Below are 23981 nucleotides of genomic sequence, written 5' to 3' on the forward strand. Positions count from 1 at the left end.
GCCAAGGAAGGCGCCCCGGTCGTCGCCCTGTGCGCCAAGATCGAAGCCGAACTGGCCGACCTGGACGACGAGGACAAGATGGCCTTCCTGGCCGATCTGGGCCTCGAAGAACCGGGCCTCAACCGCCTGATCCGCGCCGGCTACCAGCTGCTGGGCCTGCAGACCTACTTCACCGCCGGGGTGAAGGAAGTCCGCGCCTGGACCATCCACGTGGGCGACACCGCCCCCCAGGCCGCCGGCGTGATCCACACCGACTTCGAACGCGGCTTCATCCGCGCCCAGACCATCTCCTTCGACGACTTCATCGCCTACAAGGGCGAAGCCGGCGCCAAGGAAGCCGGCAAGATGCGCTCCGAAGGCAAGGAATACGTGGTGAAGGATGGCGACGTACTGAACTTTCTGTTCAACGTCTAAGCATGCACCCTTAGATCACAGCAGATCACGCTGTATCAAAAGCCCCAGAAAGCCCCGCTGTTGCGGGGTTTTTTATTTTCACCGCGTATCATGACGCATCTTGGAATCTCACCATTTACCGGGTAAGTTCACGGGTACAAAAACTCTTACCCGGAAAATAGGCCGGGTACAGCTACAAAGGAGTATTTGCCTTGCTGACCGATACCCAGTGCAGGAACGCGAAAGCCAAGGAACGGCCCTACAAGCTCACGGATGGAAACGGGCTGGTGCTTGAGGTGAAGCCCAACGGCGTGAAGGCCTGGCGCTACCGTTTCGAGCTGAACGGCAAGGAGTCCATGTTCGCCGTCGGCGAGTACGTGACCGCCCCCACTGGCGAAACGCCCGAGGAGGCCGAAGCCCGCCGTGCCGGCCGGTGCTTCACCCTGGCCGAAGCCCGCGAGGAGCGCGCCAAGGCCCGGGCACTGGTCAAGCAGGGCATTAACCCCGCCCACGCTCGCCAACTCAACAAGATCCGGGCGCAGCAGGACGCCAACAACACCTTCGAGGTCGTGGCCCGTGAATGGGTCGCAATGCGAGACTGGGAGGAAACCACCAAGGCCCGCCGCCTCGACACCCTGACCAGAGTGGTTTTCCCGAAGATAGGAGCGCTGCCGGTCAAGCAGATCACGCCAGCCCATGTTCTTGATGTGCTGAAGACCGCCCACGGGAAAAACGGGCCGAGCGTTGCCGATGAAGTGAAACGCACCATGTCCAGCGTGTTCGACCTGGCGGTTTCAACACTGCGCGCCGACACCGACCCGGTACAGCCGGTGCGGAAGGCCCTGCCCGCCAACAAGACGCAGCATAAGCGCCCCTTGGAACTGGAAGAGATCGGACGGCTCTTCAGGGACATGGACGGGCACGGCGGACGCCACGAAACACGCGGCGCCTTCCTGTTGATGTGGCTCACCCTGTGCCGCCCCTCTGAGGCCGTGGAAGCGGAATGGTCTGAATTCGACCTCGACGCCGCGCTATGGCGCATCCCTGCGGAACGGATGAAGAAACGCAAGCCGCACACAATCCCCTTGCCCGCTCAAGCCGTATCCACCCTGCGCGCCCTGCACGGCATCACAGGGCACCTGACCCACGTATTCCCCGGTCGTGATGATCGCGCCCGCCCGATGGCCGTTGAATCCTTCCGCCAGGCGCTGCATTCGCTGGGCTGGTCGGGCAAATACAGCCCCCACGCAACCCGGACCACGGGCAGCACGCGTCTGAACGAAATGGGGTTTCCATCGGATTGGATCGAGCGCCAGCTTGCCCACGCCGACGCGAACGCGGTTCGACGAACCTACAACCACGCCGAACACCTCGAAGACCGTCGCCGAATGATGCAGCAGTGGGCCGACCTACTCGACCAGTTGAAAGCCGGGGCAAACGTCGTACCGATACACGGCCGCGCCGCATGAACTGACGATCAACCGAGCAGCACGCCGCGCCTACCTCGACGGGGGGAACACCGGGCACCTTCACCCGGCTGGCGCGGCACCTTTCATTGAAGGGCGCACGAAGGGGCGATGATGCACGATGACAACGATGAGCCTAACGTAACTCGGTTCTTTGCAGACCGGAACGATGTTGCGGCAGACACATTGCCTACCGCAGAACTGATGAAAGCTGGCCGAATTGCCGGGTTCGATGGGCGCGACGGCTGGCCGGATGAGCTATCGATTGGTGAGTTTTCGGCCATTCAATTCGAGGACGACGGCCGCGCCCGTGCTGACTTTCTAAGGGCGACGTGGAGCTTTGAATGGGGGGAATGGTTTGGCGAACATGGTGTAACGGTTATCCGAGACAATGCGCCGGAACCTGGGCTTTGCCGTACGTCCGCTGCTGAGTGTTTGCGGCTTTACGGGGTTGAGTCCAGCAGCATGGTCAGGGCGTGGCTTGACTCTCCTGAGTCGCTTTCGTACCAGCTGGTACGTGGGCGAATCACCGCTGACGCGGGTCATGCTGACACGTTACCGCCCTCCCAATGCGGCGGCCAGAAGATGAAGCGCTCAGCCATCATCAAAAAGCTTGGCCTGCGTTTTCCAAGCCTCGTTTCAGATTTCAATCGGATGGAGGATTGGGTGAAAGGGTGCTCCGCGGGAGAGCGTGGAATGTATTACCTCGAAAAAATCGAGGCCGGTTGTTTAGCCAAGTGGTCAGAGTCAGATGGGGTGCCCGCTACGCCCCATATTGCAACCAGAATTCATAGGATCAGGTAGCTGAAGCCTCAGATTCACATCAGATTTACCTCAGATTTCCTCTTTGTTCTTTCCGTTTCCTCACTCTGTTGAACTGCATCTCGCCCGACCTATCCGGGTTGAAAGGAGTTCAACGAAATGGGTATTACGACCGAGCAGCTTGCGACGCTGCTTCACCTCAAGCCGCAAAGCCTACGGGCGGCCCTGTGCCGCGATGGGCATTATTTTGGCTTGCGGCCCCGCAAGCTCCCCAATGGGCGCTTGATATGGCCTGACGATGCAGTCAAGCGACTGACCACGCCGCAGAAGCAGGGGGCAGCACAATGAAGCTGCGCCCCTCACCCCTGGCGACGTCTGCCTCCATCCCGGCCCCTTCCGCCGCCCCCATCCCCGACGCCCTGGCTAACTTCGACCGCCTGCCGGACGCCGGCTATGTGCGCCTGCCGGTGGTGGTCGCTCTCTTCGCTTCGTCACCCGCAACCGTCTGGCGCCGGGTGAAACGGGGCACGCTGCCCGCCCCCCGCAAGCTCTCTGAAGCCGTCACCGCCTGGAACGTAGGCGAGTTGCGCAAGACACTGAACGGGGAGTCGTGGAAATGAGTGCCATCAAGACCGCCCCCGCCCCTTCGCTGGCCGATGATCTTCACCAAGCCGCCGCCCTGCTTGCTCCACTCTGCGGCAAGCCTGGCCGGGCCATTCCCCTTGTTCTACGCCTGCTGGGGGCAATCTGGCTTGCCGTTGAGCGCCTGCGGAAAACCGTGCAGGCGTCTGCACCGGGTGACGATTGGCGGGGGTGCGAAGCATCGGTCATTGCGAGGGCTCGCGCCCTGAGACTGCCGGCACCTGAGGGCCGCCTTGGCGAAAGTCTGGACGCCCTGACCGCACGCGTTGAAGCCGCCGAAAAGGGAGGTGGTTAATCGTATGATCGATACTGCCTCGATCCTCGCCCAGTTCCGCACCGCTGCCGAAGCCCGCGGCCTGCGCCTGCCGGACCGCATCGATGCGGACGGCAAGCTGCACCGCTGCGAGCTGCAAGACGGCCCCAAAGGCAAAAACGACGGGGCTTACCTCCTGCACCTCGATGGTGTGCCGGCCGGTGGCTTCCAGAACTTCAAGGATGGCCGCGATTGGGAAAACTGGCGGGCCGACATCGGCCGTAGCCTCACCCCCGAAGAGGAAGCCGCCAACCGTGCCCGCTTGGAAGCCCAGCGGGCCGCACGCGAGGCCGAAGCCAAGGCCAAGCGGGAAAAGGCCCGCCGCAAGGCCCATGCCCTGTGGAACAGCGCCAAGCCGGCGCCCGACGATCACCCCTATCTGCAACGTAAAGGTGTGCCGTCCTTCGGCCTGCGGGTGGGCACCTGGCCCAAGTGGCGGGAGGTGCGCCCCGGTGAATGGCGGGAGGAACGCATTCCCAATGCCCTGCTGCTGCCCATGCGCAGCCCGTCGGGCACCCTGCACAGCCTGCAGGCAATCTATGCGGAAAAGCTGGAGGACTTAGAAAAATGCTTTCTCACGAACGGAGAAAAATTAGGCAAATTGCATTTAATCGGCGAGCTGACCGAACGCCTACCATTATGTGTCGCTGAGGGGTACGCAACAGCAGCGACCGTTTACCTGGCTACGAACTGGCCGGTGGCGGTGGCCTTCGATGCCGGCAGCCTCGAACCCGTAGCCCGTGCCCTGCGTGATGCCCACCCCGGCGCGCGCTTCATCATCTGTGCCGACGACGATCACCAGACCGCCGGCAACCCCGGCCGGACAAAGGCCGAAGCTGCAGCCCGTGCGGTGGGTGGCGTCGTGGCCGTACCTGAGTTCGGCCCGGATCGGCCCGAGCGCGCGACCGACTTCAACGACCTGCACGCCCTCGCCGGCCTCGATGCCGTGCGGGCGATCCTCGAAGCTGCGGCAGCCTCGATTCCGGCCCCGCAGGCGCACGAAACGCCCGATGCCGCGCCGACCCCTGCACCCGAAGCCGACACACCCACCAGCGGCCCGGAAACCGCCCCCGCTGCGCCTTCGGATGAACCTGAGAAGCCCGCCAAGCGTACCCGCAAGCCAAAAGCCAAGGCGGCGCCGGCGCCCACAGGCGGCGAGGTGTTCGAGCTGCGCGACGGCAACGACGGCCGCGGGGTGTATCGCCTGAAAGTGGAACGACGCGGCGAGGGCTGGGAAACCGTCGAGCAGTTCGTGTGCGCACCGCTGGAGATCACGCACCAGGTGCGCGACGCCCGCGGCGAGAACTGGCAACGCCTGGCGACCTTCAACGACCACGACGGCAGGCGCCGCCGGGTGCTGGTGCCGGACGAAATGCTCGAAGGTGATGGCTCAACCCTGGCCCGACTACTGCGGCAGCAGGGCTTGTTTATCGGCGACAACAGAGGCGGGCTGCTCAAGATGTACGTGAACCGCTCCCGCCCCGATGCCCGCGCCCGCCTCACCACGCGCATCGGCTGGCATGACGACGTAAGCGAGCCGGGCCGCTGGTCTTTTGTGCTTAGTGGCGATGTCGACCCGCTGGCCGCCCCTGGGGCGGAACTCTGGCTGCACCAGGCGCAAGGCAGCGGGCACGCTCAGTTCAAGAGCGCCGGTACCCTGGCCGACTGGCGGGATAACGTCGCTGCCCTGGCGGTGGGCAACAGCCGGGCGGTGTTCGCCTTGTCGGCGGGCTTTGCGGGTGGCCTGTGCTGGTTGCATCCCAACATCTCGGGCGGCTTCCATTGGGCCGGCGGTAGCTCCCTGGGCAAGTCGTCTCTGCTCTACGCCGCGGCGAGCCTGTGCGGGCCGGCCACCTATCGCCGCACATGGCTGCTGACCGCCACCGCGATTGAGGGCGTGGCCGCCGGGCACTGTGACGCGCCCCTCCTGCTCGATGAACTCAAGCAGGCCGGTAACCCGCGGGACGTGGCCCAAGCTGCCTACATGCTCACCAGCGGCCAGGGGAAAGGGCGAGGGCAAGCCGCCGGGGGGCTGCGGGAAACGGCCTCCTTCTCCCTGCTCTTCCAGTCGAACGGGGAAATCGGCCTCACGCAGTTTTTGGAAGAGAATCAGGAGCGCGCCTACGCCGGCCAGGAGGTGCGCTTCTGCGAGCTGCCGGCCGATGCCGGCGCCGGCTTCGGCTGCTGGGATGCGCTACACGGCCTGCCCGATGGCGCCCGCTTCTCCGAAACCCTGCAGCGCAACGCCGCCAAGCACTACGGAACGGCATACCCCGAGTTCATCCGGCGAGTGATTGCCGAGCGGGAAGCCATGCCCCGGCAGTTCGAAGAACTGCGCCGCGCCTTCGAGGCCCGCGCCCTGTCGGACAAAGCCGGCGGGCAGGCGATCCGGGCTGCAACGCGCTTTGCCGCGGTGGCCTACGCAGGCGAGAAGGCCACGGAATGGGGCCTGACGGGGTGGCCGCAGGGCGAGGCGATCAGAGCGGCTTTCCGTATGTTTGCCGACTGGCTGCGCGCCTTTGGCGGCGAAGAAGACCGCGAGCCCCGCAAGATGTTGGAGCAGGTGCAGGCGTGGATTCAGGCCAACTCCGGCACCCGCCTGGAAGACTGGCGACGCCCCAGCGTGACGGATACGCACGCCCCGCGGACGATGAACCGGGCCGGGTGGAAACGTCCGACGAAGGAGACGGCAAGCCTCAATGAAGCCGATCACGTCTTTGAGTACCTGATTTACCCCGCGGCCTTCAAGGGCGAGTTGTGCAGCGGGTTTGACCCGGCACAGGTCGCCAAGGTGCTGGCCGCCCGTGGCCTGCTGGTGCGGGATGGCGCCCACCTTCAATGCAAAGCGAGAGAGCCCGGCGCAGCCAAGCCGGGGCGATTCTATCTGCTTGCCCCCAGCATATTGGAAGGGCTCGACGGTGAAGATTGATTGGGCGTCACTGGTGGCCGATTCGGCCCGTCAAACCCCCGAAAACCCCTGTTTAGCGGGTTTGTTCCCACAAAAAGTGGGAACAAACTTGAAGGGAGTGGGAACAAAAACGGCACCGCAAACCATTGAACAAGAACAGCTTTTAAAAAGTGTTCCCACTGTACCCACTGTTCCCACCGCTTTTGAATGGGCGAGGGTAGACGATAGCGAAAATTGCAATCATTTGGAATTTTCAGCGCCGGCTGGGGGTGGGGTTGAAAGGCAATCTGCGCCGCATAAAACACCTGTCGAACCGTCGTGCAAGACATGCGCCCACCAGCGACGGCCGGGGCTCTCAGACGGCTACTGCGGGGGGCGTGCCGATCTTCCTCACGCCTACACGGCCGGGCATCCCCTACGCCAGCACCCCGACGACGGCGGGGCAACCTGCGAAGCCTGGCTGTTGCATCCCTTCCAGTGATCGCAGCGCCAGCGGGCGCGGGCTTGAATGGGGGGGTGTCAGAATGTTGAGGGCCATCCGACCCTAGACCGGCCGTTGCTATTTATTGGCAGCGCCGCGAAATGAACAGGGGGGAGGGGCTCAAAAGTCCACGCCTACACGAAGCCGGACCGGGCGCTTAGGCCCGAATTTATGGGGTCAAAAAAATACCCCCTGGGGGGTCAGAGGAAATAGGCTGTCCTGCAGCGATTGGCGGCAGGGCTGCGATTTTCATTACCCGCACACCGAACGCGGCCCCTGCAGCCCGTGGTCAATCACCGGCAGCGTCGCCAGCACCGAACCTGCCTTGACTGACCCGAAGCCCTTGCCGTGCCTGGGTCTGCAGGGCGGTTAGACCGTCGCCGACGCGGGCAGCTACTCCCGCCACGCTCAAAACCAGTGGGAACACTGGGAACAGTGGGAACAAACGCCGGGAAGCCAGACGGGGCGCGGCTTTCAGGGAATAGTGGTTGTTCCCACTCTCAGTTCACTAAGTGGGAACAGTGGGAACACTTCAACCCTTCGGCCCTCGCCCTGCGCAGTCTGGCGCCGAACCTTCCCCACCCGGCTTTTCGGTATCGGGGCTTGACGCGTTCACGAAGGCGGGCGGATACTCCGGCCGTCGCCTAAACAGTGGTGACCGGGTTTGGAAGCCCGAACGACAAAGGCGGACCCCAGCCGCCCAGCGGCTTTTTTTGCGTCCGTACGCCCGTGGTGCGCCCTCGATCAATGGCGGGCCGGGCGGGGAGGCTTCGGCCTGCCGGTTCCTTTGTCCCGGTCTTCCAACCCCGCTTTGGCCCGCCCCCCGTTTGGAAGCGAGGGGTGGATTCAGTCCCAAGACAAAGGAGTCCGCACCATGGCAACCCCTGCCTTGGCGTGCAAACGTATGCACGCGCCCGTATCCCCGGTTTTCTCCCTCAAGCTCTACCGCGCCCTGCGCCCCTTCGTCGGCCCCGTGCTGGCCTGGCGTGTGGCTTTCGGATGGAGGGCTGCAGCATGAGCACGCCATTCACCTTCACCGCTGCCGGCCCGGTCTATGCCCTCGCACCTGGCGTAAAGGCCGGCGACATCGCCGACCAGATTGCCGCCCGGCAGCGCCAGCTTTCCGCCTTGCTTGCCATGACCTACGGCGAGCAAGGCGCAGCCTTCCGCACCATGTCGAGCGATCTGCAGGACGCTTACATGTGGGCGTGCGACATGATTGCCGGCGAAATCCGCGAACTGAACGCCGCCCTTTTGGCGACCGTAAAAGGGTGCCGGCCATGACAGCCCCCCTTTACGCCCGCTCCAAGCCGGTCCCTTCTCCCCACAACACCGTCGGCCCGGTGCGCCTGTCTGCCTTCCTGACTGCCGCCGCGCCGGCAGCGCCCGCCAGCGTGGCCCGGCCCTATCCCATCACCCAGCCGGTGCCGATGCAGCGCCAGCAAAGGGGGCTGTTATGACCGCCCCCGCCTTCACCCCGGCCCCCTGGCGTCGCATCGGTCACCGCACCATTGCCGCGGATCGTGGCGGGCGTTTGGTGGCGATCTGCGAAGTGTTCTACGGCGCCGGCCCGCTCGAAGAGGCTGACGCCAACGAGGCCCTGATTGCCGCCGCCCCGGCCCTTTACCTGGCCGCCGCCGAGGTGGCCGGCTGGATCGATGCGGGCTTTCTTACGGTGGGCGTGCTGGCCGACACCAGCCCGGCCCGTGTTGAAGCCTGCGGGCGTGCCCTCGACGCCCTCGCCGACGCCTTGCGCCTAGCTGTGCCGGGGGTGGCGCCATGACCGCCCCGCACCCCGACCCGCGCATCTATTGGCGGTGCTCGCCGGGTCGACGTCTGCCGGCCCATGCCCGCCCCCTGGCCGATGCCCGCGCCCGCGATCTGGTGCCGGCGGGGCGGCAGGTAGCGGTGTATCTCGACCGCTGGCCGGTGGCACCCGTTACGGCCCTGGGGCCAGCGATCTGCTGCCCGCCCGACATGCACCCTTGCCGCCTCGACTGGCGTTACCTGGCGGCCCTGTCGGTGCTGGTGGTGACGCCCTCGCCCCCCGATGCCGACCGCCTGCGCCACCTCCTGGCCGAGCTGGTCGCGGTGCAGCCCAAACGGCTGATCCTGCTGCAGCCGGGCGGCACGCCGGCCGCGGTGTTCATCGTGAGTGAGGCCCGCGGCGTGGAGGTGCAACCATGACCGCCCCGCCCACCTTCACCCCCGCCACGCCGGCCGAACGCGCCGCCCTGGCCCCGGCCCTGGGCGACCCGCGCACCTGGCCGGCGGCATCGTGGCCCGATCCGCAGCCCATCCCCGAAGGGCTGGCGCCGGTTGCGCCCTTTGACGCGGCATTGTTGCCGGATCGCCTGCGCCCCTGGGTGGCCGACGTGGCCGAGCGGATGCAATGCCCGCCGGATTTCGTCGCCGTGCCGATGGTGGCCGCCCTGGGCAACCTGATTGGCCGGCGCTGCGCGATCCGGCCGCAGGCGCTGAGCGATTGGCAGGAATTCCCCAACTTGTGGGGCTGCATCGTCGGCCGGCCGGGGATGATGAAATCCCCCGCCATGTCTGCGGCCCTCGCCCCGCTGGTGCGCCTGGAAGCCCGCGCCCTGGACGAATGGACCGCCGCCCAAGGGCAATGGAAGGCAGAAGCCGAGATTGCCAAGGCCCGCGCCGAAGCCCGCAAGGGCGAGGCCACCAGGGCGCTACGCAAAGACCCGAACGCCTTGGTGGACGTGGCGAGCTTCCTTCAAGCCGATGGCGACGACGCGCCCATCCTGCGCCGCTACACCGTGGCCTCCGCCACCGTCGAAGCCCTGGCCGAAAAGCTGATCGAGAACCCCCGCGGCCTGCTGGTGGTGCGGGACGAACTGCCGGCCTGGCTGGCCGGGCTGGATCGAGAGGACGCCGCCGAGTTGCGCGCCTTCCTCATGACGGGCTGGAACGGCAAGGACGGATGGACCTTTGACCGCATCGGACGCGGGCATCGGCGGGTATCGGCCGTGTGCCTGGGTGTGGTGGGCGGTGCCCAGCCCGGCCCCCTGGGCGAATACCTGCGCGCTGCGATGCGTGGCGGGCGGTCCGATGACGGGATGCTCGCCCGCTTCGGCCTCTTGGTGTGGCCCGAGACAGGCGGGCCGTGGCGGAATATCGACCGCCTGCCGGATGGCCCGGCCAAAGTGCAGGCGTTTGCGGTGTTTGATGAACTGGACGTGCTCGATGCCCTGGCCCGCGGTGCCGAGCAGGACGCCCCCGACGCGCCGCCCTTCCTGCGCCTCGCCCCGGACGCCCTCGAAGCCTTCACCGACTGGCGCACGGGCTTTGAGGCGGGCTTGCGGGGTGGCGATCTGTTCCCGGCCCTCGAAAGCCACCTTGCCAAGTACCGCAAGCTGGTTCCCGCCCTCGCCCTGGCCTTCCACCTGGCGGACGGGCACGCCGGCCCGGTGGGCTTCGCCTCCACCCTGCGCGCCCTGCATTGGGCCGTTTATCTCGAAAGCCATGCCCGCCGTTGCTACGGCATGGCCCACGACGGCGAGGCCGACGCGGCCCGGCGGATCGTGGAGCGGATCAAGAAGGGCGATCTGCCGCGGGATGGGTTCGGCAGCCGGGACGTGTGGCGCCGGGGATGGTCCGGCCTGGCCGATCAAAAGCGGGTCGCTTCCGGGCTTGATCTGCTCGTTGAGCTGGGGCACCTAGAGGCGTGGCAGGAACCGACCCGGACCAAGCCCCGAACGCTGTACTTCGCCAACCCCAAGGCGAACCCGCCGGCCCGGCACTGATTGCAGAAAAAACCGCCCATACGTGCCGGGCGGGCACTGCCAAAACTGTCTTTTCTCAATTTGGCAGTTTTGGCAGTGACCACGCAGGGGGGTATGAGGGAAATTTTCGGGAGTGGCACAGGCGCCACATGCCGGATTGTTGGCACGATTGACAACGCCTGTTCATGTTGGCACATTCGCCAACATGAAAGCCGAGCTGATAACCCGCTTCCGTGACATCGCCGAGGATGGAACCGGGCTTGAGATGGTCGTGTGGCGGGTGCCCGATCCGGTGCCGCCGTCCGAACACCGCTTCAAGTATCGGCTCGTCTATGTGGTGGCAGGCCGGCGTGTGGTCGGCTTCGACAACGAACGCGGCAAGGGCGATCACAAGCACGTCGGCGACGAAGAGCGGCCCTATGCCTTTGCCGGCGTTGATAGGCTGATCGATGACTTCATTCAGGAGGTGGAGCGATGGAAAAGCGAACACTAACCGTGACGATTAACCCCGACTGGCGGTCAGCCCTTCGCGCCGCCGCGGGTGCCGCCTTCGCGGCCGATGCCTACCAGGGCGAAACCCTCAACTTTGAAAGCCCCGCCGCCTTCTTTGCCCGCCTGACCGAAAACCGATGGGCCATGCTCCACGCCTTGCAGGGGGTCGGCGAGGTGGCGGTAAGGGAGCTTGCCCGCCGGCTTGAACGCGACGTGAAGCGCGTCCATGAAGATGCGGGGGTGCTGGTGGAACTCGGCCTGATCGAACGCACCGACCGGGGCGGGCTGGTGTGCCCCTTCGACGACATTCATGTGGACATGCACCTACGCCGGGCCGCGTAGATCACCCCCTTCCCTGTTCTCGACCAGACCGACGCCGGGCACGCCCCGGCGTCGTGCTTTCTGGCCCGGTGTGAACCTTTCGAGTAGATCAAAACCCTTACCTTTTGAGCTACCCCAAGAGGGGCACTTCCCCTATAGCTCAAAAAAGTTGCTTTGATTTTTGAGCCAGGCTAACATCTGACCCATAGATTTTGAGCCGGAAGGAAGCCTGCCATGTCTGCAATCGTCGCCTACGTTCGCGTCTCCACCGACGACCAAACCTGCGAGAACCAGCGCCGCACCATTTCGACCCGCTACACCGTGGGGAAGTGGTTCTCCGATGACGGCGTATCGGGTGCGGTGGCCGCCACCCAGCGCCCGGCCATGTCCGCTCTGCTCGCCTACGTGCGCGAAGGTGACGTGGTGATCGTCGCGGCAATCGACCGTCTGGGCCGCAACACCATTGACGTGCTTTCGACGGTGGAAGCCCTGAAGGCGAAGGGCGTCTCGGTCGTCTCGATGCGGGAAGGCTTCGACCTGGCGACCCCGGCCGGCAAGCTCATGCTCACGATGCTGGCTGCGGTGGCGGAACTGGAGCGGGAAAACCTCAAGGCCCGCCAGCTCGCAGGGCTTGAGCGAGCAAGGGCCGAAGGCAAGAGCCTTGGGCGAACCAAGGCCATTGATGATGCCGCCGTGGCCACCTGGCGCGCCGAGAACTCCGCCAGCATCAAGGCGACTGCGGATCACTTCGGCATCTCAGCAGCGAGCGTAAAGCGGGCCTGCTCACTGCAAGCGGCGAGGCATACAGAATAACCGCGTCAAAACCGGGTACGGGGCCGGGTACAAACTGGCAACCGAGAGAACCCAAGAGCTGCATTTAAAGGGTTTGCGTGGCCTGACTTCCCGTCCAACGTCTGAGCAAAAAGGGCGCCCCTCGGGACGCCCTTTCTGCCGTGCAAACGGGGCGCTGCAGCGCCCTTTGCTTTTGTTATCTGGCCTACTCGGCCACAGCCTCTGGCTCGCGCTTCGTGACGAAGCGCGCCAGGAAGATCCCCAGTTCGTAGAGCAGGCACATGGGAATCGCCAGCATCAGCTGGGAGACCACATCCGGTGGCGTCACCACTGCGGCGATCACGAAGGCGCCGACGATCACGTAAGGCCGCGCTTCCTTCAGCTTGGCCACATCGACGATGCCCATCTTGGTCAGCACGATCACGAACACAGGCACCTCGAAGGTGATGCCGAAGGCCAGGAACATGGACATCACAAAGGCCAGGTACTGCTCGATGTCCGGCGCTGGGGTGATGCTCTTGGGCGAAAACTGGGCGATGAACTTGAACACCGTCCCGAACACGAAGAAATAGCAGAAGGCCATCCCCGCCAGGAACAGGATGGTGCTCCCCACCACCAGCGGCAGGCCCAGGCGCTTTTCGTGGGCGTAGAGGCCGGGGGCGATGAAGCACCAGGCCTGGTAGAGCACGAAAGGCAGCGCGATCACGAAAGCCACCAGCAGGGTGACCTTCATCGGCACGAAGAAGGGCGTCACGACGCCCGTGGCGATCATCCGCGTGCCTTCGGGCAGGGCCTGCATCATCGGGTGAGCCAGGATGTCGTAGATGTCGCCGGCCCAGGGCATCAGGCAGACGAAAACCGCCACCACCGCCACCACCGCCCGCAGCAGGCGGTCGCGTAGTTCGATGAGGTGGGAAATGAAAGTGTCTTCCTGGGCGCTCATGACTTGGGATTCTTGGAGTCAGAAGGCGGGACGAAATCGAACCCCAGCTGGGGCTCCGGGGCAGCGGGCCCGGGAGGCGCGGCGGCAGGCTCGACCGGTGGCGTCGTCGCGAACGATGGCATCGGCCCGGCATGGGCGTCCGCCTCGGCAAGCTGACGGTCCAGTTGTGCAGCAGCGGTGTCGTGCGCATCGACGGGCGCGGCTTCGGACGGCGACGTCAGGCTCTTCTCGAGATCGGCCACCGCCGACGAAGCCGACGCCACGGAGGCATTGACGCTGCTCTCCACGCCCGCGATCTCGCTGCGAACCGACGACTCGAAGGCCATCGCCGAAGTGCGGGCCTCTTCCTGCAGACGCTTGAGCTCGTCGAGCTGCATCTCGCGGTTGATGTCCGACTTCACGTCGGAGACATACCGCTGCAGACGCCCCAGAAGGTGACCCGTGGTACGCGCCACCTTGGGCAGACGCTCTGGGCCGAGCACCAGAAGGGCCACGATCCCGATGACCACGAGTTCGGAAAAACCGATATCGAACATCCGCTTCGCCTAACTTATCAAAACAACCCGGAGAGCCGGCACCAGAAACGAAAAAGGGGCGGCTGGATAGCGCCCCTTCCGCGCCGGCTGCGGGCCAGGAATCAGGACTTGCTCTTGTCCCGGGCTTCCGCGTCGATGGTCTGCTTGCCACCATCGGCGATCTTCTGGCTAGCGTCGCCCTCGGCTTCGCGCATGCCGTCCTTGAAGCCCTTGACCGCACCGCCCAGATCCTGGCCGATGTTGCGCAGCTTCTTCGTGCCAAACACGAGCATGACGATGACCAGAACAATCAGCCAATGCCAAATGCTGAAGGAACCCATTTGAATCTCCTGGAAAACTACCGTTTAAGCATCGGCCCGACCGGCTCCTGCCCGCCTACGATGTGCATGTGCACATGCATGACTTCCTGCCCGCCGACGCGGCCTGTGTTAATGATGGACCGAAAGCCGTCGGTACTTCCTTGATCGACGGCAATCTGGTTGGCCACTGCGAGCATCCGCCCCAGCACGGGGATATCTGCCTCGGTAGCGTGCGCCAGCGAGGTGATGTGCCTTTTCGGGATCACCAGCACGTGAACAGGCCGCTGCGGCTGAATATCCCGGAAAGCCAGGACTTCTTCGTCTTCATAGACTTTCGCGGCGGGAATCTCGCCGCGAACGATACGGCAGAACAGGCAATCCTGCATGGGAATCCTTACCGGTTTTCGTCAGTTTGCAGTCCGGGCCTTCTTCTCGTCGATGCCCGACACGCCTTCGCGACGGCGGAACTCGGCGAGCACGTCGTCCACCGACAAGCCGAAGTGATGCAGCAGGATCATGGTGTGGAACCACACGTCGGTGACCTCCCAGACCACATGCAGCAGATCCTTGTCCTTGGCGGCCATGATGGTTTCGGCGGCCTCTTCGGCGACCTTCTTGCAGATGGCGTCGGTGCCCTTGTGGAACAGGCCGGAAACGTAGGACGACTCGGGACTTGCGTCCTTGCGGGAAGCCAGGGTCTCGGACACCCGGTGCAGCACTTCGATATCGATCATTTGTAAATCTCCTTCGGGTCTTTCAGAACCGGATCAACGGCCTCCCAGCGGCCGTCGGCGAGGTATCTCTGGAAGAAGCAGCTGCGCCGCCCGGTGTGACAGGCAATGCCGCCCACCTGCTCGATCTTCAGAAGCACCACGTCGTTGTCGCAATCGATGCGGATCTCGCGGATCTTCTGGGTGTGGCCGGACTCCTCGCCCTTGTGCCACAGCTTGCCGCGGGATCTTGAAAAATAGACGGCCTCGCCGGTCTCGACCGTCCGCGCCAGGGCGTCGCGGTTCATCCAGGCGAACATCAGCACGTCGCCGGTCTCGGCATCCTGGGCGATGGCGGGGATCAGCCCGTCCTTGTCCCAGGTGAGTTCTTCCAGCCAGGCGGTGCTCACAGACGCACCTCGATGCCGCGGGCGCGCATCAGCTCCTTGGCTTCGCGCACGGTGTGGTCGCCGAAGTGGAAGATGCTGGCGGCCAGCACGGCATCCGCACGGCCCTGGGTGACGCCGTCGGCGAGGTGATCGAGGCTGCCCACGCCGCCGCTGGCGATGACCGGGATCGAGATCGCGTCGGACACGGCACGGGTGAGGCCGAGGTCGAAGCCGTTCTTGGTGCCGTCACGGTCCATGCTGGTGAGGAGGATCTCGCCAGCACCGAGCTCGGCCACCTTCTGGGCCCATTCGACGGCATCGAGGCCGGTGCGGTTGCGGCCGCCGTGGGTGAAGACCTCCCACTTGCCCGGCGCAACCTGCTTGGCGTCGATGGCGACGACGATGCACTGGCTGCCCACCTTGTGGGCGGCGTCGGCCACGACCTGCGGATTATTGACCGCGGCGGTGTTGATGCTGACCTTGTCGGCACCGGCATTGAGCAGCCGACGCACGTCGTCGACGGTGCGCACGCCGCCACCGACGGTGAGCGGGATGAAGACCTGCTCGGCCACCTGCTCGACCACGTGCAGGATGATGTTGCGGTCGTCGGAGCTGGCGGTGATGTCGAGGAAGGTGATCTCGTCGGCGCCCTGCTCGTCGTAGCGACGGGCGACCTCGACCGGATCGCCGGCATCCCGCAGCTCAAGGAAATTGACGCCCTTGACCACGCGGCCGGCGTTCACATCGAGGCAGGGGATGATGCGTTTGGCGAGCATGGATCAGGCGGCCCCGTTGAGGGCGTCGGCGCGGGCCTGGGCTGCGCCGAAATCGAGGGTGCCTTCGTAGATCGCCCGGCCGGTGATGGCCCCGGCCACGCCTTCGGACTCGACGGCGCACAGGGCTTCCACGTCGGTCAGGGTGGCGATGCCGCCGCTGGCGATGACGGGGATGCGCAGGGCCTGGGCGAGCTTGACGGTGGCTTCGATGTTCACGCCGGAGAGCATGCCGTCACGGCCGATGTCGGTGTAGATCACGCCTTCGACGCCGTAGTCCTCGAACTTCTTGGCGAGGTCGACGACATCGTGGCCGGTGAGCTTGGACCAACCATCCACCGCCACCTTGCCGTCCTTCGCGTCGAGGCCGACGATGATGTGGCCGGCGAAGGCGCTGCAGGCGTCGTGCAGGAAGCCCGGGTTCTTAACCGCGGCGGTGCCGATGATCACGTAGGTGAGGCCCGCGTCAAGATAGCGCTCGATGGTGTCGAGGTCTCGGATGCCGCCGCCCAGCTGGACGGGGATCTCGTCGCCGACTTCCTCGAGGATCGACTTGATGGCGGCTTCGTTCTTCGGCTTGCCGGCAAAGGCGCCGTTGAGGTCCACCAGATGCAGGCGCCGGGCGCCCTGCTCGACCCAGTGACGGGCCATGGCACGCGGGTCTTCGGAGAAGACCGTGGCGGCATCCATTTCGCCTTGCTTAAGGCGCACGCAGTGACCGTCCTTGAGGTCGATGGCGGGAATCAGCAGCATAGGAAGAAGTGCGGTAAGGGAGGGAACGGAACGACGGGATGGATTTGGCTACCCATGGGGAGCGATTCAGGGCTTCCAGGACATGAAGTTGGACAGCAGCTGCAGACCTGCCTGGGCGCTCTTTTCCGGGTGGAACTGGATGGCGAAGATATTAGCCTGCGCTACCGCCCCGGTAAAGGGGATGCCGTAGTCGGTGGTCGCGGCGACGATGGCCGGATCGGCGGGATCGACGTAGTAGCTGTGCACATAGTAGAAGCGCGCGCCGTCGGGGATGCCGGCCCACAGGGGGTGAGCCTGCTTCTGCCAGACTTCGTTCCAGCCCATGTGGGGCACCTTCAGGCGGGCGCCATCGGCAGCCACCATCTTGTCGGCAGGAAAGCGCCGCACTTCGCCCTTGAAGATGCCGAGGCCGGGCACGTTGCCCTCTTCGCTGTGATCGAAGAGCATCTGCTGACCGATGCAGATGCCCAGGAAAGGCTTGTTCCGCGCGGCTTCGAGCACGGCCGGACGCAGGTTGCGGGCGTCGAGCTCGCGCATGCAGTCGGGCATCGCGCCCTGGCCGGGGAAGACGACGCGATCCGCCGACAGCACTTCGGCCGGATCGGCGGTGACGACGACGGTGGCACCGGTGGCGACGTGCTCGATGGCCTTGGCCACCGAACGCAGGTTGCCCATGCCGTAATCGATGATGGCGACCTTGCTCATCACAGGGCCCCCTTGGTGGACGGCACCACGCCGGCCTGGCGCGGATCGGGCGTCACCGCCATGCGCAGCGCGCGGCCGAAGGCCTTGAAGGCGGTCTCGCACTGGTGGTGCGCGTTGCGGCCCTTGAGGTTGTCGATGTGCAGGCTGACGCCGGCGTGATTCACGAAGCCCTGGAAGAATTCATACACCAGCTGGGTGTCGAGGGCGCCGATCATCGCGGCGGTAAAGGGAATGTCGAATTCGAGGCCCGGGCGGCCGGACAGATCGACCACCACGCGGGAGAGGGCTTCATCGAGCGGCACGTAGGCGTGGCCGTAGCGGGTCAGGCCCTTCTTGTCGCCGACCGCCTTCGCAAAGGCCTGGCCGAGGGTGATGCCCACGTCTTCCACGGTGTGATGGCCGTCGATGTGCAGGTCGCCGACGGATTCGATCTCGAGATCGAAGGCGCCGTGACGGGCGATCTGGTCGAGCATGTGGTCGAAGAAACCGATGCCGGTGTTGAGCTGGCTGTTGCCCGAACCGTCCAGGTTGATCTTGACCCGGATCTTGGTCTCAAGGGTGTCGCGGGAGATTTCGGCTTGCCGCATTGGGGGTTTTCCAGGAGAAACGGTCGAAACGAGGTAATGAGAACGGCCATGATAGCATTTAGCGTTTTCACCGTCCCTTGCGGCGCAAACCGCCGCCCGAGTCGATCGCCATGAGCCGCTTCTGGAGCCCCGTCGTTCACGGCCTGACCCCGTATGTTCCGGGCGAGCAGCCCAAGCTCGCCAACCTGGTCAAGCTCAACACCAACGAAAACCCCTACCCGCCCAGCCCCCGCGTGCTGGCCGCGATCCACGCAGAACTCGGCGCCGATGCCGACCGCCTGAAGCTCTACCCCGACCCCCTCGGGAGCCAGCTCAAGGCCGCCGTCGCCCGCCACTTCGACGTGCCGGCCGAATGGGTGTTCGTGGGCAACAGCTCCGACGAGGTGCTGGCCCACACCTTCCAGGCGCTGCTCAAGCACGACAAGCCGCTGCTCTTCCCGGACATCACCTACAGCTTCTACCCGGTGTACTGCGGGCTGTACGGCATCGACTACCGCGTCGTGCCGCTCGCCGACGACTTCTCGATCCGCGTCGATGATTACCTCGCGGGCGACGCCGGCGCAGTGATCTTCCCGAACCCCAACGCCCCCACCGGCCGTCTGCTGCCGCTGGCCGAGGTCGAGCGCCTCGCCGCCGCGCTGCCGGACGCGCCCATCGTGATCGACGAGGCCTACGTGGATTTCGGCGGTCTCGACGCGATCCCCACGGCGGTGGCGCTGGTGCGTCGTTTCCCGAACGTTCTGGTCACGCAAACCCTGTCCAAGTCGCGCTCGCTGGCGGGCCTGCGGGTGGGCTTTGCCATCGGCCAGCCCGAGCTGATCGAGGCACTCACCCGTGTCAAGGACAGCTTCAACTCCTACCCGCTGGATCGCCTCGCCTTGGTGGGCGCCAGCGCCGCGATGGATGACGAGGCGTGGTTCGACGAAACCCGCCGCAAGGTGATCGTCAGCCGCGAGCGCCTCGCTGCCGATCTGGCGGGGCTGGGCTTCGAGGTGCTGCCGTCGGCGGCCAACTTCGTGTTCGCTCGTCATCCTGGCCACGACGCGGCCACGTTGTCGGCCCGCCTGCGGGAGCGCAGCATCATCGTGCGCCACTTCAAGGCGGCGCGGATCGACCAGTTTCTGCGCATCACGGTGGGCACGGATGAACAGTGCACGCTGCTGGTGGATGCGCTGAAGGCCATCCTCGGCTGATTTTTGGGGCCTTCAGATGACAAAAAGCCGCGTCCTAGAACGCGGCTTTTTGTTGTCCCGGCAAAACCTATCGAATGATTCGATAGGTTTGATCGAATCATTCGATCAATCAGCCCTTCAGGCGCATCTCCGCCGAACGGGCGTGAGCCTGCAGGCCTTCGCCGTGGGCGAGGATCGACGCGACCTTGCCCAGGGTCTGGGCGCCGACCTCCGACACCTCGATGAGGCTGGTGCGCTTCTGGAAGTCATACACGCCCAGCGGGCTCGAGAAGCGCGCGCTGCGCATGGTGGGCAGCACATGGTTGGGGCCGGCGCAGTAGTCGCCCAGCGCTTCGACCGAGTGGTGGCCGATGAAGATGGCGCCGGCGTGGCGGATCTTCTCGACCCACGGGCCGGGCTCCGCCAGCGACAGCTCCAGGTGCTCCGGCGCGATCCGGTTGGCGATCTCGCAGGCTTCGGCCAGATCACGCACCAGCACCAGCGCGCCGCGGTTCTTGAGCGACGTGGCGATGGTCTCTCGGCGTGGCATCTCGGGGAGCAGCTTCGCGATGCTGGCCTCGACGCGGCCGATGAAGGCTTCGTCGGTGCACAGCAGGATGGACTGGGCGAGCTCGTCGTGCTCGGCCTGAGCGAAGAGATCCATCGCCACCCAATCGGGGTTGCCGGAACCGTCGGAGATGATCAGCACTTCGGACGGGCCGGCGACCATGTCGATGCCGACGGTGCCGAACACCCGGCGCTTGGCGCTCGCCACGTAGGCGTTGCCGGGGCCGACGATCTTGTCCACCTGCGGAATCGTCGCGGTGCCGTAGGCCAGCGCGGCCACGGCCTGGGCGCCGCCGATGGTGAACACGCGATCCACGCCGGTGATCGCCGCGGCGGCCAGCACCAGCGGGTTCTTCTCGCCGCGCGGGGTGGGCACGACCATGATCAGCTCGCCCACGCCGGCCACCTTGGCCGGGATGGCGTTCATCAGCACCGAGCTGGGGTAGGACGCGCGGCCGCCCGGCACGTACAGGCCGACGCGGTCCAGCGGGGTGACCTGCTGGCCGAGGCGCGTGCCGCGCATGGCGGGATCGTCTTCGGTGTAGCTCCAGGATTCGATGCGCTGACGCTCGTGGTAACTGCGCACGCGGGCGGCGGCGGCTTCCAGCGCGGCCCGCTGCTCGGCGGGCAGGCCGGCCAGCGCCGCGTCGAGCTCGGCGCGGGGCAGTTCGAGCGCGGCCATGTCGGCCACGTCGAGGTGATCGAAGCGACGGGTGAATTCGACCACCGCCGCGTCGCCGTCCTTGCGCACGGCGGCGAGGATGTCGGCGACGGCCTGTTCGATGGCCGCATCGGTGCTGCCTTCGAAGGCCAGCAGGGCGTCGAGGGTGGCGGCAAAGCCGGGTTCGGCGGACGACAGGCGGCGGATCTGCTCGCTCATGGCTTGATGGCTCCGGCAAAGGCTTCCAGCACGGGCTGGATGAGTTCGCGTTTCAGCTTGAGGGAGGCCTGATTGACCACCAGCCGGGAGCTGATGGGCATGATGTCCTCGACCTCGACCAGGTTGTTGGCCTTGAGGGTACCGCCGGTGGAGACGAGATCGACGATCGCGTCGGCGAGGCCGACCAGCGGCGCGAGCTCCATCGAGCCGTAGAGCTTGATGAGATCCACGTGCATGCCCTTGGCGGCAAAGTGCGCCTTGGCCGCATTGACGTACTTGGTGGCCACGCGGATGCGCGCGCCGCGCTTGACCGCCGCGGCGTAGTCGAACTCCTTGGGCACCGCCACGCACAGCCGGCACTTGGCGATGTTCAAGTCCAGCGGCTGGTACAGGCCGGCGCCGCCATGCTCGATCAGCACGTCCTTGCCGGCGATGCCGAGGTCGGCGGCGCCGTACTGGACGTAGGTCGGCGTGTCGGTGGCGCGCACGATGACAAGGCGCACGTCCGGCCGATTGGTGCCGATGATGAGCTTGCGCGACGTTTCAGGGTTGTCGGTCGGCGTGATCCCTGCGGCGGCGAGCAGCGGCAGGGTTTCTTCGAAGATTCGGCCCTTCGAAAGGGCAAGCGTGATGCCGTTCAAGGTGATGATCTGTCTGAGCAAAAAGTGATTTTAGCCGATCGCGGGGGTGGCCGTCAGTCGGCCGCCGTTACCGCAGCGCCGGCAAGCCCCGCGGGCACCGGCAGATCGAAGCGGACAAAGGCCTCGGTGGGGCTTCGGGCCTTGAGCAGCCGCTCCTGCACCGCCGCCGGCGACAGCTCGCCTTCGGGCAGCGCGGCGGCAAAGGCCTCGGCCAGCGCCGGGTCGTCGTGGAACTTGCGGAACATCCCCGCCAGTTGATGCCGGTCGCAGGGGCCGAGTTCCATCCGGAAGTCGATCCGGCCCGATCGCACCAGCGCCTCGTCGAGGGTTTCCGGGTGATTGGTGGTCATGAAGACCACCGAGCCTTCGTGAGCCGCCACGCCATCCAACGCATTGAGGAAGCCCGAGAAAGACAGCTTGACCTGCTGGCTCTGCTGCTCGCGCTGGCGGAAGAAGGCGTCCACGTCTTCAATCAGGATGATCGAGCGCGGCGGCACACTGGCCAGCAGGCTGCCGATCTTGTCGTCGGTGATGCCCGACGCGGCCAGCGACAGACTGCACACGTTGAGCCGCATCTCGGAGGCTAATGCGGTGACCAGCGACGTCTTGCCGGTGCCCGGCGCGCCGTACAGCAGGTAGCCGCGCCGCCAGGGAATGCCCAGGTCGTCGTAGCGGGCCTTGTCGGCGAAGAAGCGGCCCAGGTCAGCCAGGATCTGCTCGGTCTGCCCGGCCTTGAGGACGATGGACGCCAGCCGGCGGTTGTTGCCCAGCCGCGCCCGCGACCAGTCGCCGTGGGTGTAGGGGTTGGGGATGTAGATCGCGATCTTGTCGAGCTCGCGGGCGACGCGCTCTTCGATGGCAGCGTGGATGAAGGCTTCCAACACCGACTTGTCGCGCCCGAAGCACGACAGGGTGATCTTCTCAAAGATCGTCTGGCCGACGCTCACCTCGCGCTTCATCCACATCAGCCGGCCGTCCAGCCAGAAGATGTGGAAGCCCTCGGCCGGCGACAAAAAGGCCCGCGGGCGCACGCCCTGGCGCAGGTCGTCGGAGAAGCTCTGATATGCGTCGGAATCCTTCACCGCGCGCACGGTGAACTGGTTGATCCGGCGCAGCACGTCGCGGGCGTGCATGTATTCGACGACGGTCGGGAAGAGGATCTCGTCCCGGTTGTCGACGGTGACGGTGGAGACGATGTAGCGGCTGAGGAAGACCGCCGTGGCGGGCAGCGCGTCCTTCAGCCAGTAGGCCACGGCCCCCAGCAGGCCCAGGGCGAGCCCGCCGGAGAACACAGGGTTGCTGCCCGCCAGCGAAACGATCCACGCTTCCACGGCGGGCAGGCCGGTCAGCTCAGGCGGCGGACGTTGGCGCCCAGCGCCGCGAGCTTGGCTTCGAGCTTCTCGTAGCCGCGATCCAGGTGGTAGATGCGCTCGACCGTGGTTTCACCTTCGGCCACCAGGCCGGCGATGATCAGGCTGGCGGAAGCGCGCAGATCGGTCGCCATCACGGTGGCGCCCTGCAGGCGCGGCACGCCCTTCACGAAGGCGGTGTTGCCGTCGATCTTGATGTCGGCGCCCAGGCGCTGCAGCTCGACCGCGTGCATGAAGCGGTTTTCGAAGATGGTCTCGCGAATCACCGCCGTGCCGTCGGCCACCGCATTGAGGGCCATGAACTGGGCCTGCATGTCGGTGGGGAAAGCCGGATACGGGGCGGTGCGCAGGCTCACGGCGTTGAGGCGCGCCGGGGCGGTGAGGCGGATCGCATCGCGCTCGGTGACGATCTCGCAGCCGGCATCCATCAGCTTGTCGATGACGGCGTCGAGGTAGCTGCCGGAGGTTTGCGTGAGGCGCACTTCACCGCCAGTGACGGCCGCGGCGCACAGGTAGGTGCCGGTCTCGATGCGGTCGGGCATCACCCGGTAGGTGGCGCCGTGGAGGGCCTTCACGCCGCGGATGCGGATCACGTCGCCGCCGGCGCCGGAGATCTGGGCGCCCATCGCCACCAGACAGTTGGCCAGGTCGACGACTTCGGGTTCGCGGGCGGCGTTCTCGATGACGGTCTCGCCATCGGCCAGACAGGCGGCCATCATCAGATTTTCGGTGCCGGTGACGGTGACCATGTCGGTGAACAGGCGGGCGCCCTTGAGGCGCGGCACCTTGGCGTGCACGTAGCCGTGCTCGACCTTCACCTCGGCGCCCATGGCCTGCAGGCCCTTGATGTGTTGATCCACCGGACGGGCGCCGATCGCACAGCCGCCGGGCAGGCTCACGCGGGCCTCGCCGAAGCGCGCCACCAGCGGGCCGAGCACGAGGATCGAGGCGCGCATGGTCTTGACCATCTCGTAGGAGGCGACCGGGTTGTTCACGCCGGCGGCATCGAGGGTGACGGTGTCGCCATCGCGGGTGACCTTGACGCCCATCTGCTCGAGCAGGCGCAGCAGCGTGCCGATGTCGTTGAGGCGCGGCACGTTGGTGAAGGTGACCGGCTCGGTGGTCAGCAGCGCAGCGCAGAGGATCGGCAGGGCGGCGTTCTTGGCCCCGGAAATGGCGATCTCGCCGGACAGGCGGGCGCCGCCGGCAATCAAAAGTTTATCCATCGACAGTCCGGGCGATCAGCCCAGTTCCTTCTGAAATTCGGCCCATTGGGCGGGGGTGTAGGTGTTGAGCTGGAGGGCGTGGATCTCGTTGCCCATCAGCTTGCCGAGGGTGGC

At 65.7% G+C, this 23981-nt stretch carries 29 protein-coding genes and 1 pseudogene; 15 read left to right on the forward strand and 15 right to left on the reverse strand.

Features of this window, described 5'->3' with window-relative positions:
• From Q0672_RS11360 to Q0672_RS11425, 14 genes are all read left to right on the forward strand, one after another.
• The coding region (locus Q0672_RS11360; RefSeq protein WP_298622268.1) for a DUF933 domain-containing protein at positions 1 to 414 on the forward strand (414 nt) is incomplete at its 5' end.
• A gap of 191 nt (positions 415 to 605) precedes the next feature.
• Positions 606 to 1862 carry a tyrosine-type recombinase/integrase gene (locus Q0672_RS11365; RefSeq protein WP_298622269.1) on the forward strand — a complete coding sequence of 419 codons (1257 nt, stop codon included), beginning with the start codon at positions 606 to 608 and terminating at the stop codon, positions 1860 to 1862.
• A 108-nt stretch (positions 1863 to 1970) separates the two neighbouring features.
• Complete coding sequence (locus Q0672_RS11370) at positions 1971 to 2663, forward strand: hypothetical protein (protein WP_298622270.1); 693 nt, start codon at positions 1971 to 1973, stop codon at positions 2661 to 2663.
• A gap of 117 nt (positions 2664 to 2780) precedes the next feature.
• Positions 2781 to 2969, forward strand: coding sequence for a DNA-binding protein (locus tag Q0672_RS11375; RefSeq protein ID WP_298622271.1), 189 nt, complete (start codon positions 2781 to 2783; stop codon positions 2967 to 2969).
• Positions 2966 to 3241, forward strand: coding sequence for an AlpA family transcriptional regulator (locus tag Q0672_RS11380; protein ID WP_298622272.1), 276 nt, complete (start codon positions 2966 to 2968; stop codon positions 3239 to 3241). Before Q0672_RS11375 ends, Q0672_RS11380 begins: the two co-directional genes overlap by 4 nt.
• A 321-nt stretch (positions 3242 to 3562) precedes the next feature.
• Positions 3563 to 6505: a DUF927 domain-containing protein gene (locus tag Q0672_RS11385; protein WP_298622273.1), complete on the forward strand. Its 2943-nt coding sequence runs from the start codon at positions 3563 to 3565 to the stop codon at positions 6503 to 6505.
• A gap of 1474 nt (positions 6506 to 7979) precedes the next feature.
• Positions 7980 to 8249 carry a hypothetical protein gene (locus Q0672_RS11390; RefSeq protein ID WP_298622274.1) on the forward strand — a complete coding sequence of 90 codons (270 nt, stop codon included), beginning with the start codon at positions 7980 to 7982 and terminating at the stop codon, positions 8247 to 8249.
• Positions 8246 to 8425 carry a hypothetical protein gene (locus Q0672_RS11395; RefSeq protein ID WP_298622275.1) on the forward strand — a complete coding sequence of 60 codons (180 nt, stop codon included), beginning with the start codon at positions 8246 to 8248 and terminating at the stop codon, positions 8423 to 8425. The genes Q0672_RS11390 and Q0672_RS11395 overlap by 4 nt, the downstream gene beginning before the upstream one ends.
• Positions 8422 to 8748, forward strand: a complete 327-nt coding sequence (locus Q0672_RS11400) for a hypothetical protein (RefSeq protein ID WP_298622276.1) — start codon at positions 8422 to 8424, stop codon at positions 8746 to 8748. Before Q0672_RS11395 ends, Q0672_RS11400 begins: the two co-directional genes overlap by 4 nt.
• A complete protein-coding gene (locus tag Q0672_RS11405; RefSeq protein WP_153163736.1) occupies positions 8745 to 9152 on the forward strand; it encodes a hypothetical protein in 408 nt (135 codons plus the stop codon). The genes Q0672_RS11400 and Q0672_RS11405 overlap by 4 nt, the downstream gene beginning before the upstream one ends.
• Positions 9149 to 10732, forward strand: a complete 1584-nt coding sequence (locus tag Q0672_RS11410; RefSeq protein ID WP_298622277.1) for a YfjI family protein — start codon at positions 9149 to 9151, stop codon at positions 10730 to 10732. Before Q0672_RS11405 ends, Q0672_RS11410 begins: the two co-directional genes overlap by 4 nt.
• 184 nt (positions 10733 to 10916) lie before the next feature.
• Entirely contained in the window at positions 10917 to 11204 is a 288-nt protein-coding gene (locus tag Q0672_RS11415) for a DUF6516 family protein (RefSeq protein ID WP_153162360.1), read from the forward strand.
• Between the two features lie 2 nt (positions 11205 to 11206).
• Entirely contained in the window at positions 11207 to 11545 is a 339-nt protein-coding gene (locus Q0672_RS11420) for a hypothetical protein (protein WP_228111927.1), read from the forward strand.
• 213 nt (positions 11546 to 11758) lie between these two features.
• Complete coding sequence (locus Q0672_RS11425; protein WP_298622278.1) at positions 11759 to 12337, forward strand: recombinase family protein; 579 nt, start codon at positions 11759 to 11761, stop codon at positions 12335 to 12337.
• 184 nt (positions 12338 to 12521) lie between these two features.
• On the opposite strand, the gene tatC is transcribed toward Q0672_RS11425, so the two are convergent.
• The 10 genes from tatC to hisB all read right to left on the reverse strand — a co-directional run bounded on the left by tatC (position 12522) and on the right by hisB (position 18011).
• Complete coding sequence (tatC, locus tag Q0672_RS11430) at positions 12522 to 13259, reverse strand: twin-arginine translocase subunit TatC (RefSeq protein WP_298622279.1); 738 nt, start codon at positions 13257 to 13259, stop codon at positions 12522 to 12524.
• Positions 13256 to 13795, reverse strand: coding sequence for a Sec-independent protein translocase protein TatB (gene tatB, locus Q0672_RS11435; RefSeq protein ID WP_298622280.1), 540 nt, complete (start codon positions 13793 to 13795; stop codon positions 13256 to 13258). The genes tatC and tatB overlap by 4 nt, the downstream gene beginning before the upstream one ends.
• Positions 13796 to 13896: 101 nt before the next feature.
• A complete protein-coding gene (gene tatA / locus Q0672_RS11440; RefSeq protein WP_153162365.1) occupies positions 13897 to 14115 on the reverse strand; it encodes a Sec-independent protein translocase subunit TatA in 219 nt (72 codons plus the stop codon).
• A gap of 17 nt (positions 14116 to 14132) precedes the next feature.
• Positions 14133 to 14480, reverse strand: coding sequence for a histidine triad nucleotide-binding protein (locus Q0672_RS11445; RefSeq protein ID WP_153162366.1), 348 nt, complete (start codon positions 14478 to 14480; stop codon positions 14133 to 14135).
• Positions 14481 to 14501: 21 nt separating this feature from the next.
• A complete protein-coding gene (locus Q0672_RS11450; RefSeq protein ID WP_153162367.1) occupies positions 14502 to 14828 on the reverse strand; it encodes a phosphoribosyl-ATP diphosphatase in 327 nt (108 codons plus the stop codon).
• Positions 14825 to 15214 (reverse strand): phosphoribosyl-AMP cyclohydrolase, encoded by a 390-nt coding sequence (gene hisI / locus Q0672_RS11455; RefSeq protein ID WP_298622281.1) that lies wholly within the window; start codon positions 15212 to 15214, stop codon positions 14825 to 14827. Before hisI ends, Q0672_RS11450 begins: the two co-directional genes overlap by 4 nt.
• On the reverse strand, positions 15211 to 15969 hold the full coding sequence (gene hisF / locus Q0672_RS11460; protein ID WP_298622282.1) for an imidazole glycerol phosphate synthase subunit HisF: 759 nt from the start codon (positions 15967 to 15969) through the stop codon (positions 15211 to 15213). Before hisF ends, hisI begins: the two co-directional genes overlap by 4 nt.
• Positions 15970 to 15972: 3 nt before the next feature.
• A complete protein-coding gene (hisA, locus tag Q0672_RS11465) occupies positions 15973 to 16719 on the reverse strand; it encodes a 1-(5-phosphoribosyl)-5-[(5-phosphoribosylamino)methylideneamino]imidazole-4-carboxamide isomerase (RefSeq protein WP_284186445.1) in 747 nt (248 codons plus the stop codon).
• 66 nt (positions 16720 to 16785) lie between these two features.
• Complete coding sequence (gene hisH / locus Q0672_RS11470) at positions 16786 to 17424, reverse strand: imidazole glycerol phosphate synthase subunit HisH (protein WP_298622284.1); 639 nt, start codon at positions 17422 to 17424, stop codon at positions 16786 to 16788.
• Positions 17424 to 18011, reverse strand: a complete 588-nt coding sequence (gene hisB / locus Q0672_RS11475) for an imidazoleglycerol-phosphate dehydratase HisB (protein WP_153162372.1) — start codon at positions 18009 to 18011, stop codon at positions 17424 to 17426. The genes hisH and hisB overlap by 1 nt, the downstream gene beginning before the upstream one ends.
• A 110-nt stretch (positions 18012 to 18121) precedes the next feature.
• Between hisB and hisC the strand changes: the two genes are divergently transcribed.
• Complete coding sequence (hisC, locus tag Q0672_RS11480; protein ID WP_298622286.1) at positions 18122 to 19204, forward strand: histidinol-phosphate transaminase; 1083 nt, start codon at positions 18122 to 18124, stop codon at positions 19202 to 19204.
• A 109-nt stretch (positions 19205 to 19313) separates the two neighbouring features.
• On the opposite strand, the gene hisD is transcribed toward hisC, so the two are convergent.
• The 5 genes and pseudogenes from hisD to Q0672_RS23505 all read right to left on the reverse strand — a co-directional run.
• Positions 19314 to 20630 (reverse strand): histidinol dehydrogenase, encoded by a 1317-nt coding sequence (hisD, locus tag Q0672_RS11485; RefSeq protein WP_298622288.1) that lies wholly within the window; start codon positions 20628 to 20630, stop codon positions 19314 to 19316.
• Positions 20627 to 21271: an ATP phosphoribosyltransferase gene (gene hisG, locus Q0672_RS11490; protein ID WP_153162375.1), complete on the reverse strand. Its 645-nt coding sequence runs from the start codon at positions 21269 to 21271 to the stop codon at positions 20627 to 20629. The genes hisD and hisG overlap by 4 nt, the downstream gene beginning before the upstream one ends.
• Before the next feature lie 53 nt (positions 21272 to 21324).
• The gene (locus tag Q0672_RS11495) at positions 21325 to 22602 is read right to left on the reverse strand and encodes an AAA family ATPase (protein WP_298622291.1); all 1278 of its coding nucleotides are present in this window, start codon (positions 22600 to 22602) and stop codon (positions 21325 to 21327) included.
• Positions 22603 to 22616: 14 nt separating this feature from the next.
• On the reverse strand, positions 22617 to 23867 hold the full coding sequence (gene murA, locus Q0672_RS11500; protein WP_153162377.1) for a UDP-N-acetylglucosamine 1-carboxyvinyltransferase: 1251 nt from the start codon (positions 23865 to 23867) through the stop codon (positions 22617 to 22619).
• A gap of 15 nt (positions 23868 to 23882) precedes the next feature.
• A pseudogene (locus tag Q0672_RS23505) lies at positions 23883 to 23981 on the reverse strand (BolA family transcriptional regulator); the annotation flags it as partial.

The organism is uncultured Zoogloea sp., assembly GCF_937894855.1.
Lineage (GTDB): Bacteria > Pseudomonadota > Gammaproteobacteria > Burkholderiales > Rhodocyclaceae > Zoogloea > Zoogloea oryzae.